Genomic DNA, 15459 nt, shown 5'->3' with positions numbered 1-15459 from the left:
GCGATAGCGGTGTGTCAGTCAACATAATTGTTATCTGACACACCGCTATCGCGAGCAGGCTCACTCCTACAGGTTTATTTGTTGCCTGAAAGACCTCAGGCGTTACCGGCCAGCTTCATCCGCGCCGCTTGGGTGAAATCCAGCATGCGCTTCAACGGCCGAATCGCCTGCGGAATCAACGCCGGATCAACAAAGATCTCGTTCGTCCCCTCCTTCAAGCTCTTCAGCGTGCGCTCAAGGGTGTTCATGGCCATCCACGGGCAATGTGCGCAACTGCGGCACGCGGCGCCGTTACCGGCAGTTGGCGCCTCGATGAAAACCTTGTCCGGACACAGCTGCTGCATCTTGTAGAAGATGCCACGGTCGGTGGCGACGATCAGGGTCTTGTTTGGCAGGCTCTGCGCGGCAGCAATCAACTGGCTGGTGGAACCAACGGCGTCCGCCAACTCGATCACCGACGTTGGCGATTCCGGGTGCACCAGAATCGCAGCGTCCGGGTACAGCGCCTTCATGTCTTCGAGCTGCTTGGACTTGAACTCTTCGTGAACGATGCAGGCACCGTCCCACAGCAGCATGTCGGCGCCGGTCTTGCGCTGAATGTACGTGCCGAGGTGCTTGTCCGGCCCCCAGATGATGGTCTCGCCGTTGTCCATCAGGCTTTCGACGATTTCCAGCGCACAGCTCGACGTCACTACCCAGTCAGCCCGGGCTTTGACCGCCGCAGAGGTGTTGGCATAGACCACCACCGTGCGCTCCGGGTGCTGATCACAGAACGCCGAGAACTCGTCGATCGGGCAACCCAGATCCAGCGAGCAGGTCGCCTCCAGAGTTGGCATCAGCACGCGTTTTTCCGGGTTGAGAATCTTCGCGGTCTCGCCCATGAACTTCACGCCGGCAACCACCACGGTCTTCGCCGGGTGAGCGTTGCCGAAGCGGGCCATTTCCAGGGAGTCGGAGACGCAACCGCCGGTTTCTTCGGCCAGAGCCTGAATCACCGGGTCGCAATAAAAGTGAGCCACCAGCACCGCGTCCTGAGCCTTGAGCTCGGCGGCGATGGCAGAACGGTAATAAGCCTCTTCCTCGGCGGTCAGCGGTTTGGGCTGTTTGGCATCGAGGTGAGCTTGAACCAGAAGGCGTTCGGAAATCTGCGTCATGTTCGCAAGACCTGCAGGCGCTTTCGCGCGAAAGTCGAGTATACACCCGGCTCCGGACCGCTTGAGGGTACCGCCGGGAGAGTGAGTATTATCAGGCACGGACAGCGTTGAAGCTGCGCAAGGCTACAGAATATCCCGTTGATACAAAAGATGATTCTGACCTGCCTCAGCGCTGCGGGTAGTGAAATAACGCGGAGCGAATTTACAGGCAAAAAAAAACCCGGAAATCCTCACTTTCGTGGGCCTTCCGGATTTTCTAAACCGCCAAATATGGTGGGTCGTGTGGGATTCGAACCTACGACCAATTGGTTAAAAGCCAACTGCTCTACCAACTGAGCTAACGACCCGCTGTGTGGTGGCGCGTATAATACTGATTTTTAAGGACTATTCAACACCTTTTTGAAAATAATCAAAAATAAGATGTTGGGTCGTCCACACCAGCTGCCGCGAAGCCTTCTGCACGCAGGCGGCAGCTGTCGCATTTACCGCACGCGCGGCCTTCATCGTCGGCCTGATAGCAGGAGACGGTGAGGCCATAATCAACGCCGAGCTTAACGCCCGCCTGAACGATCTGTGCCTTGCTCAGGTTCTGCAACGGCGCCTGGATGCGGAAACCGTTGCCTTCAACGCCAGCCTTGGTCGCCAGATTGGCCATTCGCTCGAACGACTCGATGAACTCGGGGCGGCAATCCGGGTAACCGGAATAGTCCACGGCGTTGACACCAATAAAGATGTCGCGTGCACCCAGTACTTCTGCCCAGCCCAACGCCAGCGACAGGAACACCGTGTTACGCGCCGGCACGTACGTCACCGGAATGCCTTCGCCCAGCTCTTCGGGGATGTCGATGCTGGTGTCGGTCAGTGCCGAGCCGCCCATGCCATTCAGGTTGAGGCCAATCACCTTGTGCTCGACCACGCCCAAGTCGCGGGCGACGCGGGCAGCGGCGTGCAGTTCGGCGTGCGAACGCTGGCCGTAGTCGAAGCTCATGGTGTAGCAGCGGTAGCCTTCGGCGCGTGCCATGGCCACGACGGTCGCCGAATCAAGGCCGCCGGACAGCAGGATGACGGCGCGCTTTTCATTAGTCTTCAGTTGTTCAGTCATCTCAGCGCCCCGGCTCGTCGTTCCACAGATATTTATGCAACTGCAATTGCAAGCGCACCGGCAGGTTATCCGCCACCACCCAGTCCGCCAGATCCCGAGCATTGAGGTCATGGTGACTTGGGGAGAACAGCACTTCGCCGGCACGCCGATCGAGACCGTACTGAATCAGTTTGGAGACGGCCCAGTCATAGTCGTCCCGCGAGCAGATAACAAACTTCACCTGATCGTTGGGCGTCAGCAGTTCGATGTTCTCGTAACGGTTGCGATGGGCTTCTTTCGAATCCGGCGTCTTCAGGTCGACAACGCGACTGACGCGCGGATCGACAGCCGAGACGTCGAGGGCGCCGCTGGTTTCCAGCGAGACCTGGTAACCGGCGTCACACAACTGCTTGAGCAAAGGAATGGCATTCGGCTGCGCCAGCGGTTCACCACCGGTGACACAGACGTAGCGCGGACGAAATCCGGCCACTTGCTCGAGGATGTCGTCAAGGGTACGGACGGTGCCGCCGCTGAAGGCATAGGCGCTGTCGCAGTATTGGCAACGCAAAGGGCAACCGGTCAGGCGCACAAAAACAGTGGGCAGCCCGGCAGTCCGCGTTTCCCCCTGCAACGAGTAGAAAACTTCGGTGATTCTCAATGTGTCTTGCATAGTCGCCACGGGCGTAACAGCTAAACAGGCTGTCCGCCTCCGTCAGGCACTTCAGGCAATCCCGCCAACGCGTAGACCACAAGAAGCGTGTTTCAGAAAAAGGGCGTGAATTCTAACGAAAAAACCCGCGACAAGCGCGGGTTTCTTCCAAACGGGTCAAGCGTACTTACATGCGTTGCAGATCGCGTTGAGCCAACTGAGCAGCGGAGGTACCCGGATATTGGGCCACCACCTGCTGCAGAATGCCTTTGACCTTGTCGGTATGACCGAGGCGGCGTTCTACATCAGCCAGCTTGTACAGCGAATCCGGCACTTTGGCGTGCTTGGGATACAGCTGCGAAACCTTGGCGAAAGCCTGACCTGCACCTTGCAGATCGCCCTTGGCCAGATTGACTTCGCCCAACCAGTACTGGGCGTTGCCCGCGTATTGGCTGTTCGGGTATTTGCGCAGGAAAGCGGCAAAAGCCTGGCTGGCCTTGTCGAAATCCTTGGCTTTGATCAGGTCGAAAGCGGCATCGTAATACAGCTTTTCCTTGGCCGGATCACCCGGTTCGCTGCTTGCAGCAGGTGCCTGGGCAGCAGCCCCGGCACCAGCGGCAGCACCGGCAGCAGCACTTGCATCGCCACCGGCAGAAGAATTCTCAGGAGTCGCGGCAGGTGCAACGCCGGATCCTATGCGCCGATCAAGATCCTGGTATCGCTCCAGGGATTCCTGCTTCATGCGCGCAACCTGATTCTGCAGTTCTTCAATCACACCTTGCTGGCGCGATATCTGATCCTGCATTTGTTGCAGTTGGTTGAACAGCATGCCTTGTGCCGAGGCAGGGGCCGAAGCCGCTCCCCCGGCATAGGCGCCGTTCGTACCGTAACCTGCAGGCGGATAACTGCTCCCGCTATTGTTATAACCGGAGTTGTCATCGACCACAGGAACCGCAGCCCACGCCGCAAGCGGCGCGAGGCTGAGAGCCAGAACAGTTACAGCACGACGGCACGTTCGCATATCGAATTACTTACGCAGTTCGACGCGACGGTTTTGAGCCCAGGACTGCTCGTCGTTGCCGGTAGCAACTGGACGCTCTTCGCCGTAGGAAACCAGTTCCAGCTGAGCTGGGGAAACACCTTGCAGTACCAGGTAGCGCTGAACGGCTTTCGCACGACGCTCGCCCAGTGCCATGTTGTACTCACGAGTACCACGTTCGTCGGTGTTGCCTTCCAGAACAACGCGAGCGCCGTTTGCTTTCAGGTCTTTGGCGTGAACGTCCAGAGCGCGCATGGCTTCTGGCTTCAGGTCCGAGCTGTCGTATTCGAAGTAGAAGGTGGTGATTGCGCGCAGAGCAGCTTCTTCGCTCAGGGAACCGTCAACGGCACCAGTGTTTGCGCCGTAACCAGCGTTTGGATCAACAGCGCCTTCACCGGCGTTGTCGCCGCCTTTGGACGAGCAACCTACAGCTACAGCCATGGCCAGAGCCAGCGCAGCAAATTTACCAAACTTCAGCATTTCCATCGTGAAACTCCTAATGAACCCCAGTGTGTTAAGTAAAACGTGTAGCGCCCGCTCACTTCAGGTAAGGGGACCAGGACGGTTCTCTGACTTCGCCTTGAGCGGTAGGAAGCGGGAGCCTAACGCGTCCATTAATGGACACGAGCATCAAGACTCCCCGGCCCTGTTGGCGGGTGGCGTAGATTACCATGGTGCCGTTGGGCGCAACAGTAGGTGACTCGTCCAGAGTGCTATCAGTGAGGATCTTTACACTCCCTCGCTGCAGATCCTGAGCTGCCACCTTGAAATTGGTGAAGCCATCCTGACGATGGATCATCACCAAAGTCTTTTCATCTGCCGAAAGTTTCGGGTTGGCGTTGTAATTACCTACAAACGTCACACGCTCGGCACCACCGCCACTGGCGCTGGTTTTATAGATCTGAGGCTTACCGCCGCGGTCCGAGGTGAAGTAGATGGTCGAACCATCCTTGCCCCAGTACGGTTCGGTGTTGATGCCAGGACCTGCGGTCACACGGGTGATCTGGCGCGAAGCCAGGTTCATCACGTAAATGTCCGGGTTACCGTCTTTCGACAGTACGAACGCCAGGCGATCGCCATTCGGCGACCAGGCTGGTGCGCCGTTCAGACCTTCGAAGTTTGTGATCTGCTCACGGCGACCAGTGTCGATGTTCTGCATGAAGATGCGCGGACGCTTCTGCTCGAACGATACGTACGCGATGCGCTTGCCATCCGGTGCGAAACGCGGCGACAGGATCGGCTCGCGCGATTGCAGCAGAGTCACGGCGCGGGCACCGTCATAGTCAGAACGTTGCAGGGTGTAACGCGTGTTCTTCTCGGAGAAACGTTCGGCTGTCACGTACAGCAGACGCGTCGAGAACGCACCTTCGATACCGGTCAGTTTCTGGAACGACTGGTCAGAGATGAAGTGCGCCATGTCGCGCAATTGCTCGGTGGTACCGGAAACACTGCCGTCTGCCACTTTCTGCTCGGTGGCCACGTTGAACAGTGCCCACTGCACCTGCAGGCGACCGCCGGCTGGGGCAATGCTGCCAACCATCATGTATTGAGCACCCACCGCCTTCCAGTCACGGAAGATGATTTCGCTCGGCTGGCTTGGCTGGCTGATCATGTTTTGTTTTGGAATCGGCGAGTAGTAGCCCGAGTTACGCAAATCGTTACCAATGATTTCTGCCATGTCGTCCGGCAGCACCGCACCGCCCTGCATGCCGAACGGTACAACGGCGATCGGGGTAGCCCGATCGCTGCCGCTGGTAACCAGAATGTTCTTTTCATCTGCCATCGCGATCCCTGCCATGCAGCAGATCACGACCAGCATTCCTCGAAGAAGGTTTCTCACAAGGCTAGATCCTCAGGTGTGAATGTCATCTTGAATGAACGATACGGAGCGAAATCGCTCGGCTTCATTCCCTGCATTTCTGTCAAACGTCCAATATTCTTCACTGCCGCGACTGCCGAAGCATCAAACGGACCGTCGCCACTGGACTTGGCCACGCTGACCGAAGTCACCGTACCGTCCGGCAACATGCCGATTTGCAGCACGACCGTCATGCCTTTGCGTGCCGAAGGAGGACGAGCCCAACCTTCTGCCGCTCGCGCACGAATCAGGTCATCGAAACTGCCCGCAACTTCGTCACCCTGCTCATCGGCCAAGGCCTGCTGACGCTGCGGCGTGTCGGAAAGCAGATCGGCCAAGGCCTGAGCCTTTTTGTCTTCGGTCGATTTACGTGCCGCATCCTGCGCTTTCTTCTTCGCAGCATCGGCAGCAGCTTTCTTCTTCGCTTCGTCGGCGATTTTCTTCTTCGCCTCTTCAGCTTCAGCTTTCTTCTTGGCGTCTTCGGCGGCTTTCTTCTTCGCGTCTTCGACGATCTTCTTCTTGGCTTCTTCAGCAGCGGCTTTCTTGGCCTCTTCTTCAGCAGCCTTTTTCGCTTCTTCTTCAGATTTCTTCTTGGCTATATCAGCCAATTGTTTCTCTTCAGCCTTCTTGGCTTCGGCGGTCTTCTTGGCTTCGTCGGCTTTTTTGGCTTCGTCAGCCTTTTTCGCCTCGTCTGCTTTCTTCGACTCGTCGGCCTTCTTGGCTTCCTCGGCTTTTTGAGCCGCTTCTTCTTTCTTTTGTTCCGCAGCGGCCTTGATCTCTTCCTGCTCGACCTTCTTCTGCTCCATCTGCTCGACTTCGGTCTGGCGCGCGGCGGATTTCTTCGCCTCACCCGCAATCTTCTGATTGGTCTGGGTGGTTGCCTGACTTTTCGATTTCAGTTGGTAGAGGGTCGCCTGGACAATCGGTTTGGCCGGCGGCAGCTCTGGTGTAAAGGCAAAACTGACGAACAGCATGCCGAACACCAGCACGTGCAGGACAATTGCCAGAACACTAGGCCAGAAGTAGCTTTCCGAGGCGGACGGCTCTCGCTGTTGCTGCATCAGGGGGCCTCGGTAATCAAACCAACATTACCGACCCCGGCTTTCTGCAACCCGCCCATGGCGCCCATGACGGAACCATAGTCGACGGTCTTGTCACCGCGGATGAAGACCTGGGTACGCTTGCCGCCTTCAGTGCCGGCACGAATGATTTTGGTCACCGCGTCGGTCATTTGCGGCAGGGTCATGGCCCTGTCCTGTTGCTTCTCGGTATCGACTTCGCTGCCAAGGTTCCAGTAGTAGGTCTTGTCAGCCTTGATCGAAATGGTCAGGACCTGAGTGTTGTTGTCCTGCGGCAAGGCTTCGCTGGAAACCTTGGGCAGATCAACTTTCACGCCCTGATTGAGCATCGGCGCGGTCACCATGAAGATGACCAGCAGTACCAACATCACGTCGATGTAAGGCACCACGTTCATCTCGGCGACCGGCTTGCGCTTTTTGCGAGCTCGAGCGATTAAAGCCATTGGAAATTACCTGCTTATTCTTCGCTGGTGTGCACTTTGCGGTGCAGGATCGCCTGGAATTCATCGGCGAAGGTGTAGTAGCGGCCCAGCAAGGTTTCGCTGCGAGCGGCGAAACGGTTGTAAGCGATAACCGCAGGGATCGCCGCGAACAGACCGATCGCGGTGGCGATCAGGGCTTCGGCAATACCCGGGGCCACAGTGGCCAGGGTTGCTTGCTGGGCGCTGGCCAGACCGCGGAAGGAGTTCATGATGCCCCACACGGTACCGAACAGACCGATGTACGGGCTGACCGAACCGACGGTGGCGAGGAACGGCAGGCTTTGCTCCAGCTTCTCTTCCTCACGGGAGATGGCAACGCGCATGGCACGGGCGACACCTTCCATCACCGCTTCAGGATCAACACCTGGCTGCTGACGCAGACGGGAGAATTCCTTGAAACCGGCGCGGAAGATCTGCTCCACACCCGAATCCGGATCAGGGTTGCTGCCGGCCTGACGGTACAGTTTGGACAGATCGATACCCGACCAGAAGCGCTCTTCGAAGCTCTCCAGGGCGCGTCGACCGGCGCGCAGCAGATTGCTGCGCTGAAAGATCATGATCCATGAGGTCACCGATGCGGCCACCAGGGTCAACATTACCAACTGCACCACGATGCTGGCATTGCTGACCAGGCTCCACATGGAGGAATGGTCGACGACGTTAGCTTCCACGCTTTATCTCCTGCTTTGAGTGTGTACCCGGGCCGACCGCGTCGGCGAAGGCCGCACGCAGGTCTTCGGGAAGGGCCCGGGGTTTCAAACTGTTAGTGCGCACACAGGCCACCAAAAACTGCCCTTCACAGAGCAGCACATTATCCGTTGCCCGCCTGACCTGCTGTTTGAAGCGCAGGCTGACCCGGTTCAATTCGATTACATCAGCGCTTACCAGCAGTTCGTCGTCCAGTCGCGCCGGCGCGTGATAGCGCGCTTCGCTGGAGTGCACGACAAACAACAGGTCCTCCCCGGCAAGCGCAGATTGGGCAAAGCCCAGTTCGCGGAGCCGCTCGGTTCGAGCCCGTTCCATAAACTTTAGGTAATTAACGTAATACACGATGCCGCCCGCATCGGTGTCCTCGTAATAAACGCGACAACGATGTGCGAACGGCTCAAGCCCGTTTTGCGCGCGCATACTCTAGTGCTTACTCCTCAGGTTGCCAATCCGGCCAGGCAACTGTTTTTCATGGTTTCAGGGCAATACCGCAAAAGTACCGTCGTCTGACAGTACAAACCCTGAATAAATCGCCAAAAAATGTGTATCAATCGTCCACGGCATCGAGAAACTCGTCTGCCACGGGCATTTCACCCATTCGTGACGGAATGTTTAAACCGAAGTGCAGGTACGCATGCCGCGTCACCACCCTGCCCCGCGGCGTGCGCATGATGTAGCCCTGCTGAATCAGATACGGCTCCAGCACATCTTCAATCGTGTGGCGTTCCTCGCTGATTGCAGCGGCGAGGCTGTCGATCCCGACCGGGCCGCCATCGAACTTCTCGATCATGGTCAACAGCAGACGCCGATCCTGATGATCAAACCCGTGTTCGTCGACGTCCAGCAGGTTCAACGCCAGGTCTGCCACCGCTTTGGTGATGTGGCCCTTGGCGCGGACTTCGGCGAAGTCACGCACCCGGCGCAGCAGGCGGTTGGCAATACGCGGCGTGCCACGGGCGCGACGAGCGATTTCGAAAGAACCTTCCGGATCCAGCGGCAGACCGAGAATCGCCGCCGAACGGCTGACAATCGTCGCCAGATCAGCCGTGCTGTAGAACTCAAGACGCTGGACGATACCGAAGCGGTCACGCAAAGGATTGGTCAGCATGCCGGCGCGAGTGGTTGCGCCCACCAAAGTGAACGGCGGCAGATCGAGTTTGATCGAACGCGCGGCCGGCCCTTCACCGATCATGATATCGAGCTGAAAATCCTCCATCGCCGGGTACAGCACTTCTTCAACGATCGGCGACAAGCGATGGATTTCGTCGATGAACAACACGTCATGCGGTTCAAGATTGGTCAGCAGCGCCGCCAGATCTCCCGGACGCTCCAGTACCGGACCGGATGTGCTCTTGATCGATACGCCCATTTCCTGAGCGATGATGTTGGCCAGGGTGGTTTTACCCAGACCCGGCGGGCCGAAGATCAGCGTGTGGTCGAGGGATTCGCTACGGCCACGGGCGGCCTGGATGAACAGTTCCATCTGCTCGCGCACGGTCGGCTGGCCAATATAGTCGGCCAGACTGACCGGGCGAATGGCCCGATCCTGGACTTCTTCGCGCTCGCGCGGGCTGTGCGCGGCGGTGATCAGACGATCAGCTTCAATCACTTAAATCATTCCCTTCAGGGCGCGGCGGATCAGGTCTTCACTGCTCAAATTCTTGTCCTTGATGGCGGTAATCGCCTTGCTCGCTTCCTGCGGCTTGTAGCCCAGGGAAATCAGCGCGCTGACCGCATCGTTCTCGGCAGTGTTGACCGGCGCCGGACCATCCGGCTGATTCGGCACGAGCGCGAACATGGCTGGCGAGGTTTCCCAGGCCTTGAAGCGGTCTTTCAGCTCGACCAGCAAGCGCTCGGCGGTTTTCTTGCCGACCCCTGGCACCTTGGTCAACGCCGAGGTGTCCTGAGACTGCACGCAGCGGATCAGTTCGTCGACTTCCAGGCTCGACATCAAAGCCAGCGCCAGTTTTGGCCCGACACCATTGAGACGGATCAACTCGCGAAAAAAGTCTCGCTCACGCTTGCCGGCAAAACCATAGAGTAACTGCGCGTCTTCGCGTACGACCAAATGGGTGTGCAGGGTCAGTGGTTCACCGACCGACGGCAGACGATAAAGGGTGGTCATGGGCACTTCCAGCTCATACCCGAGGCCGTTTACATCCAGAATCAGGTGCGGCGGCTGTTTCTCAGCCAGGGTGCCGCGCAAGCGTCCAATCACGTTTCAGATCCTTGAGCGTTGGCCAGCCGTGGGCTGGCGACAATCAGAGCGAAAGACTCGGGCCGGCAACACAGGCGCGAAAGTCCACACTCCATAAATTTGATGCTGATGCTATCAGAGACGCAGGCGCCCGCCACGACTGCGTGCCGTTCCCAAGCCGTGTGGCAGCAGACTGGAACGTGTGTGCGCGTGACAAATGGCAATGGCCAGGGCGTCCGAGGCATCGATTTGCGGTTTGCTGGTCAGTTTGAGCATGTGCATGACCATCATCTGCACTTGTTCTTTATTGGCGGCACCGGTGCCGACCACTGCCTGTTTGACCTGAGTGGCCGTGTACTCGGCGATTTCCAGGCTCTCTTCAGCGCCAGCCACGATTGCAGCGCCGCGAGCCTGCCCAAGCTTCAACGCCGAATCGGCGTTTTTCGCCATGAACACCTTTTCGATGCCCATGGTCACCGGGCCGTAGGTCTGGATGATTTCGCGAACGCCGCGATAGACGATTTGCAGGCGTTCGTGCAGTTCGCCCGCACCGGCACGAATACAGCCGGACGCTACATAAATACAGCCGCCACGCCCGGTATCGCGAACAATCCCGTAACCGGTGATGCGCGAACCGGGGTCGATACCAAGAATTAAAGTCATAACGCCTGCAGATTCGGTAAAAGCACGATTTTCAAATCAACCCATAACAAATGTGGGAGCGAGCCTGCTCGCGAAAGCGGTTTCATCATCAGCAACGATGCTGCCTGAAAATCCGCCTTCGCGAGCAGGCTCGCTCCCACATTGAATCGTAGCCGCTCTTAACCGAGCTGAGCGGCCACGTCTTCCGGAATATCGGCGTTGGAATAGACGTTCTGCACGTCATCCAGGTCTTCAAGCATGTCGATCAGCTTGAGTACCTTCTCCGCACCCTCCAGATCCAGTTCGGCGCTGGTGGTCGGCTGCATGACGATTTCCGCGTCATCGCCCTTGAATCCAGCGGCTTCCAGCGCGTTACGCACGGCGTAGAAACTGGTGAACGAGGTGAACACGTCGATCGAACCGTCTTCGTGAGTGACCACGTCATCGGCATCGGCTTCCAGCGCCGCTTCAGTCAGCGCGTCTTCATCGACGCCCGGCGCGAAGCTGATCTGGCCTTTGCGCTCGAACAAGTAAGCCACCGAACCGTCGGTGCCGAGGTTGCCACCGCACTTGCTGAACGCATGGCGCACGGCTGCAGCGGTACGGTTGCGGTTGTCGGTCATGCACTCGACCATCACCGCCACGCCGCCCGGGCCGTAACCTTCGTAGGTCAGCTCTTCAACGTTGTCCGCTTCGGTGGCGCCGGCGCCACGCGCGACGGCACGGTCGATGATGTCGCGGCTCATGTTCGCGCTAAGCGCTTTATCCAGCGCCAGACGCAAACGCGGATTGGAGCCCGGATCACCGCCGCCCTGACGGGCCGCAACGGTCAGCTCGCGGATCCACTTGGTGAAGATCTTGCCTCTCTTGGCATCCTGACGTTCTTTGCGGTGCTTGATGTTCGCCCACTTGGAATGACCTGCCATAACTCGCTCCGAATTCTCTTTGAAACGTTGCCCGCCGTGCTCACGCAGCGGCCAGCAAACAAAAAATCTCGACCTGCTCTCTTATAGAAAGAAAAAAGGCGCATCCGAAGATGCGCCTTCAGGCCCGTCTTACTCAGCCTTTGGCGTTTCGCGCAAACGAATGTGCAGCTCGCGCAATGCCTTGGCATCCACCACACCCGGCGCCTGCGTCATCACGTCGGCAGCACTCTGGGTTTTCGGGAAGGCGATCACTTCACGGATCGACTGGGCGCCGGTCATCAGCATCACCAGACGGTCCAGACCGAAGGCCAGACCACCGTGCGGCGGTGCACCGTACTTCAGCGCGTCGAGCAGGAAGCCGAATTTCTCTTCCTGTTCCGCTTCATTGATACCCAGCAGACGGAACACCGCTTGCTGCATTTCCTTGCGGTGGATACGGATCGAACCGCCACCCAGTTCGGTGCCGTTCAGCACCATGTCGTACGCGCGGGACAGAGCGCCGGCCGGATTGGCTTCCAGCTCTTCAGGAGAGCACTTCGGCGCGGTGAACGGGTGGTGCAGCGCGGAGAAGCTGCCGTCGTCGTTTTCTTCGAACATCGGGAAGTCGACAACCCACATCGGTGCCCACTCGCAGGTCAGCAGCTTGAGGTCGTGACCGAGCTTGATGCGCAGTGCGCCCAAGGCTTCGCTGACGATCTTGGCCTTGTCGGCGCCGAAGAACACGATGTCACCGTCAACTGCACCCACACGATCAAGGATGGCGTTGAGGTTTTCCAGCGGGATGTTCTTCACGATCGGCGATTGCAGACCGTCAACGCCGGCAGCACGCTCGTTGACCTTGATGTACGCCAGGCCCTTGGCACCGTAGATGCCGACGAACTTGGTGTAATCGTCGATCTGCTTGCGTGGCATGCTCGCCCCGCCTGGAACGCGCAGTGCGGCGATACGGCATTTCGGATCGTTGGCCGGGCCGCTGAACACTTTGAAATCGACTTCTTTCAGTTGATCGGCAACGTCGACCAGTTCCAGCGGGTTACGCAGGTCTGGCTTGTCGGAACCGTAACGGCGCATGGCTTCTTCGAAAGTCATGTGCGGGAAGTCGCCGAATTCCAGACCCAGCACTTCCTTGAACAGGTTGCGGATCATTTCTTCGGTCAGGCCCATGATCTCTTTTTCATCGAGGAAGCTGGTCTCGATGTCGATCTGGGTGAATTCCGGTTGACGGTCAGCGCGCAAGTCTTCGTCACGGAAGCACTTGGCGATCTGGTAGTAACGGTCGAAGCCAGCGACCATCAGCAGTTGCTTGAACAGCTGTGGCGATTGCGGCAGGGCGAAGAACGAACCGGCGTGGGTACGGCTTGGCACCAGATAGTCACGCGCACCTTCAGGAGTCGCACGGGTCAGGATCGGCGTTTCAACGTCGAGGAAGCCGTTTTCGTCAAGGAAACGACGGATGCTGGTGGTCATGCGCGAACGCAGGCGCAGCTTCTCGGCCATTTCCGGACGACGCAGGTCGAGGAAGCGATAACGCAGACGGGTTTCTTCACCAACGTCGGAGAACTCGTTCAGCGGGAACGGCGGGGTTTCCGACTCGTTCAGCACTTCCAGTTCGTAACCCAGCACTTCGATCATGCCCGACGCCATGTTGGCGTTGGTGGCACCGGCCGGACGCAGACGCACCTTGCCGGTGATCTTCACCACGTACTCGCTGCGCACGCGATCGGCAGCGGCGAAGCTCTCGGCGCGATCCGGATCGAAAACCACCTGGGCCAGACCGTCACGATCACGGATGTCGAGGAAAATCACCCCGCCGTGGTCGCGACGACGGTGAACCCATCCGCAAAGGGTAATTTCCTGGCCTTCCAGGCTTTCGTTCAGTTGGCCGCAATAGTGGCTGCGCATCATGGTCGTGGTTCGCTTCTCGTAATTCGAAAAATTCGGTGGAGCTCCCGTTGCTTTTCAAGCAATGCGGAACTCACGCGTGTCGTTCAACCCGGGGGTTGAACCCTAGTCAGATTTGTCGCCACCGGCCAGGTTCTTCTTGGCGCCGGTCTTGAAATCGGTTTCGTACCAACCGCCGCCGCTGAGGCGAAAGCCTGGCATCGACAGTTGTTTCTTGAGCTCTGGCGCCTGACAGGCAGGGCAGTCGACCAGCGGGGCCTCGCTGATCTTTTGAATGGCTTCCAACTGATGACCACAGGAAGCACATTGATAATCGTACATCGGCATGGGGGTGTCTCGGCGATCAGATTGCCACCGCGCGCAGGGCTTTGCGGCGAAAGAGCGGGATTATATCGATTAAATGCGGGCTGTGCAGCCGTAAGACTGCACAGCCCGCAACCTCGTTTGCAACCGCTGCTTCGCGCCGACTCAGCTTCCCTGGCGTGCACTCATCACACAGACCACCCGCACCAGTGCGCTGAAATTTTTAACCCCGCCATGACGCAGATGCACTTCCCGGTCGACGTGGGACAACAGCGAACTGATCGAACAGCTGTTATTCCTGGCCATGTTGCCCAGAATATTCCAGTAAACCTGTTCCAGTCGCAGGCATGTCGCGAATCCGTTCAAACGCACGGATCGGGACAGCGGCTGAACCAATGACATGTCGAACTCGCTGACGAACGGATCGAATTTCAACTCATGCGGCAAGCCGACAACCCTGTCGCTTCGCCTGTCTCCCTCTACCATATCGTTGACACTCCTTTGTCATCTCTGCTGGTTTTCAAAGCCACATCCTGTGACTTCATAAAAGCGCAGACGCAAAGTTATATCCAGATGACTTATTGACCATAGCCGTAGGATAAGCCAACGATACAGGTAAGATTCCGGACTGCCCGCGAGCACGCCCTCAGACGTGCCCTCGGGCCCTGATCAGGCTTCGAGCAACGCACGCAACATCCACGCGGTTTTCTCGTGAACCTGCATGCGCTGGGTCAGCAAGTCTGCCGTTGGCTCATCACTGACCTTGTCGAGCAGCGGGAAGATACCGCGCGCAGTGCGAGTCACCGCTTCCTGACCGTCGACCAGTTGTCTGATCATGTCCTCGGCACTCGGCACCCCCACCTCCTCCTTGATGGAAGAAAGGCGTGCGTACGTGGCATAGGCGCCCGGCGCCGGGAAGCCCAGGGCGCGAATACGCTCGGCGATCGAATCCACGGCCAGCGCCAACTCGTTGTATTGCTCTTCGAACATCAAGTGCAGCGTACGAAACATCGGGCCGGTGACGTTCCAGTGGAAGTTATGGGTCTTCAGATACAGCACGTAGGTGTCCGACAGCAGACGCGACAAGCCTTCGACGATGGACTTGCGATCTTCTTCACTGATACCGATATCGATTGCCATGTTTTACCCCCTAACGGCGATTGAATTCATCCAACAGGTGCAGACCCACTCTAGCAAGGCTGTCGACACCCCGCAGCCCCGATCAGGTGCAGCCACTGCGACAAATCGACCGAGGCGATGCCGCTGGCCGGGCTGATTTGAGTAGCCGCAGGCTTTGCTGTTAAATAGGCAGTGTGTCGCCATGCCCCATTTTTCGGGGTGTTGCGCATAGGCTGATGCCGTGAACGTGTCCACCGCCTCTTATTTTGTTCCGAAGCGAACCGTGCGCCTTCAGCTCTTCCTTGTGAGCCGTCATAAAC

The 15459-nt window shown here is 58.1% G+C and carries 18 protein-coding genes and 1 tRNA gene; all 19 read right to left on the bottom strand.

Annotated features, from left to right (window positions below; genetic code table 11):
• Positions 1-95: 95 nt before the first annotated feature.
• The gene (gene nadA, locus ACOYXJ_RS16190) at positions 96-1154 is read right to left on the bottom strand and encodes a quinolinate synthase NadA (RefSeq protein WP_150794538.1); all 1059 of its coding nucleotides are present in this window, start codon (positions 1152-1154) and stop codon (positions 96-98) included.
• A 271-nt stretch (positions 1155-1425) separates the two neighbouring features.
• Positions 1426-1501, bottom strand: a tRNA-Lys gene (locus tag ACOYXJ_RS16185).
• 62 nt (positions 1502-1563) lie between these two features.
• Entirely contained in the window at positions 1564-2256 is a 693-nt protein-coding gene (queC, locus tag ACOYXJ_RS16180; protein WP_460370428.1) for a 7-cyano-7-deazaguanine synthase QueC, read from the bottom strand.
• Position 2257: 1 nt separating this feature from the next.
• Positions 2258-2905 carry a 7-carboxy-7-deazaguanine synthase QueE gene (gene queE / locus ACOYXJ_RS16175; protein ID WP_460370426.1) on the bottom strand — a complete coding sequence of 216 codons (648 nt, stop codon included), beginning with the start codon at positions 2903-2905 and terminating at the stop codon, positions 2258-2260.
• Between the two features lie 166 nt (positions 2906-3071).
• Positions 3072-3905, bottom strand: coding sequence for a tol-pal system protein YbgF (ybgF, locus tag ACOYXJ_RS16170; RefSeq protein WP_007912724.1), 834 nt, complete (start codon positions 3903-3905; stop codon positions 3072-3074).
• 6 nt (positions 3906-3911) lie between these two features.
• Positions 3912-4409: a peptidoglycan-associated lipoprotein Pal gene (pal, locus tag ACOYXJ_RS16165; protein ID WP_003178634.1), complete on the bottom strand. Its 498-nt coding sequence runs from the start codon at positions 4407-4409 to the stop codon at positions 3912-3914.
• Positions 4410-4461: 52 nt separating this feature from the next.
• On the bottom strand, positions 4462-5742 hold the full coding sequence (tolB, locus tag ACOYXJ_RS16160) for a Tol-Pal system beta propeller repeat protein TolB (protein ID WP_016983828.1): 1281 nt from the start codon (positions 5740-5742) through the stop codon (positions 4462-4464).
• A gap of 17 nt (positions 5743-5759) precedes the next feature.
• A complete protein-coding gene (gene tolA / locus ACOYXJ_RS16155) occupies positions 5760-6842 on the bottom strand; it encodes a cell envelope integrity protein TolA (protein WP_016983827.1) in 1083 nt (360 codons plus the stop codon).
• A complete protein-coding gene (gene tolR, locus ACOYXJ_RS16150) occupies positions 6842-7294 on the bottom strand; it encodes a protein TolR (RefSeq protein WP_161806672.1) in 453 nt (150 codons plus the stop codon). The genes tolA and tolR overlap by 1 nt, the downstream gene beginning before the upstream one ends.
• A 23-nt stretch (positions 7295-7317) precedes the next feature.
• Positions 7318-8013 carry a protein TolQ gene (gene tolQ, locus ACOYXJ_RS16145; protein ID WP_008080223.1) on the bottom strand — a complete coding sequence of 232 codons (696 nt, stop codon included), beginning with the start codon at positions 8011-8013 and terminating at the stop codon, positions 7318-7320.
• Positions 8003-8470, bottom strand: coding sequence for a tol-pal system-associated acyl-CoA thioesterase (gene ybgC, locus ACOYXJ_RS16140; RefSeq protein ID WP_102900172.1), 468 nt, complete (start codon positions 8468-8470; stop codon positions 8003-8005). The genes tolQ and ybgC overlap by 11 nt, the downstream gene beginning before the upstream one ends.
• A 127-nt stretch (positions 8471-8597) precedes the next feature.
• Positions 8598-9659 (bottom strand): Holliday junction branch migration DNA helicase RuvB, encoded by a 1062-nt coding sequence (gene ruvB, locus ACOYXJ_RS16135; RefSeq protein ID WP_007912736.1) that lies wholly within the window; start codon positions 9657-9659, stop codon positions 8598-8600.
• The gene (ruvA, locus tag ACOYXJ_RS16130; protein ID WP_003227522.1) at positions 9660-10268 is read right to left on the bottom strand and encodes a Holliday junction branch migration protein RuvA; all 609 of its coding nucleotides are present in this window, start codon (positions 10266-10268) and stop codon (positions 9660-9662) included.
• A gap of 114 nt (positions 10269-10382) precedes the next feature.
• Entirely contained in the window at positions 10383-10910 is a 528-nt protein-coding gene (ruvC, locus tag ACOYXJ_RS16125) for a crossover junction endodeoxyribonuclease RuvC (RefSeq protein WP_460370422.1), read from the bottom strand.
• 158 nt (positions 10911-11068) lie between these two features.
• Complete coding sequence (locus ACOYXJ_RS16120) at positions 11069-11815, bottom strand: YebC/PmpR family DNA-binding transcriptional regulator (RefSeq protein ID WP_034153419.1); 747 nt, start codon at positions 11813-11815, stop codon at positions 11069-11071.
• 129 nt (positions 11816-11944) lie between these two features.
• Positions 11945-13720 (bottom strand): aspartate--tRNA ligase, encoded by a 1776-nt coding sequence (gene aspS / locus ACOYXJ_RS16115; RefSeq protein ID WP_095121315.1) that lies wholly within the window; start codon positions 13718-13720, stop codon positions 11945-11947.
• A gap of 102 nt (positions 13721-13822) precedes the next feature.
• Complete coding sequence (locus ACOYXJ_RS16110) at positions 13823-14044, bottom strand: FmdB family zinc ribbon protein (RefSeq protein ID WP_007912741.1); 222 nt, start codon at positions 14042-14044, stop codon at positions 13823-13825.
• Positions 14045-14185: 141 nt separating this feature from the next.
• Positions 14186-14506, bottom strand: a complete 321-nt coding sequence (locus ACOYXJ_RS16105; protein WP_460370419.1) for a ribbon-helix-helix domain-containing protein — start codon at positions 14504-14506, stop codon at positions 14186-14188.
• Positions 14507-14689: 183 nt separating this feature from the next.
• Positions 14690-15160, bottom strand: a complete 471-nt coding sequence (locus ACOYXJ_RS16100) for a Dps family protein (protein ID WP_016983820.1) — start codon at positions 15158-15160, stop codon at positions 14690-14692.
• Between the last annotated feature and the right edge of the window lie 299 nt (positions 15161-15459).

Source organism: Pseudomonas sp. Tul2A7 (genome assembly GCF_054790505.1).
The sequence above is the reverse complement of the archived record's forward strand: the minus strand, read 5'-3'. Positions and strand labels throughout refer to the sequence as shown.